Below are 967 nucleotides of genomic sequence, written 5' to 3' on the forward strand. Positions count from 1 at the left end.
CTTTTGCCATAGCCAAATCAGGATTAACCTATGATAATAATTATAGAAGTGTTTTAGTAGGAAATTAATGAGTTTTTACTTGTTTTTTACCACAGTACTTTGTTACCCACCGTTTTTTATCCGTTCAGTAATTTCGTTTCGAATAGCGACAATGATTGTTCAAGTCCATCATCAACTATTTTTCCACGTATTTTGACTTTATTTAATTCCTTAATTTTATGCTCGTCCGTTTTGTTAGTAAAATAAGCAATTAAATCTCGTTTCTGTCCGTTGTAATCAACTCTTGCCATTAAGTAATGATGTCCGCCATCAGCTTCAGTCGACTGAATTTTAAAGTCTGTTAATTCGGTTTCAAAGTCTTCTGTCTTTTCAAATAAACTCCAATAATTTTCAAAACTATCTTGACTGATTTCTGAAGTCTCAAAATGATTTTTAAAGTCCGCCAATAATAAGTTGTTATCTGTCCAATAGCCATAATTATTATTAAATGGCATTTTTACAATTATTTGGCCATTTTTATCCATTCCGATTTCACGTTCTGGAATTCCGGTTTCGTTGTCCAATTCAACAATCCACGTTTCTATGAGGTCAATTTTATTTTCGAAATTAGGATTTGCTTTTGGAATTATTGTACTTAAAATTCCAATCACGGCTTTTTTAAAATTCCGTTTTATTATTCCGTCAGCTTGAGTTTTCTGCTCGCTTTTCGGTATTTTAAATTGTATATACGAATTTTTTTTCAAATGGTGGGTAACGTTGTTTTATAAGATTAGTTGCGTGTTTTAAGCACTAAAGTTAGTAAATAAATCACAGATAGAAAGTCCGCGAGGACTTTCGTAAATTGGCTAGAACTAGCAATTAATTTTATACGGCTTAAGTTAGCATTTTAATAAAAAGCACTAAATTAAGACCTATAAAAAGAAAGCACAAAAGAGAGGAATAAGGTTAATTTATACGCAGAGACTAC

1 protein-coding gene is annotated in these 967 nt (G+C 31.2%); it reads right to left on the minus strand.

Annotation, left to right across the window (positions count from 1 at the left end):
* Positions 1 to 116: 116 nt before the first annotated feature.
* Positions 117 to 650, minus strand: coding sequence for a hypothetical protein (locus tag ACFFVB_RS16055; RefSeq protein ID WP_382384246.1), 534 nt, complete (start codon positions 648 to 650; stop codon positions 117 to 119).
* Between the last annotated feature and the right edge of the window lie 317 nt (positions 651 to 967).

The organism is Formosa undariae (genome assembly GCF_042427615.1).
Lineage (GTDB): Bacteria > Bacteroidota > Bacteroidia > Flavobacteriales > Flavobacteriaceae > Formosa > Formosa undariae.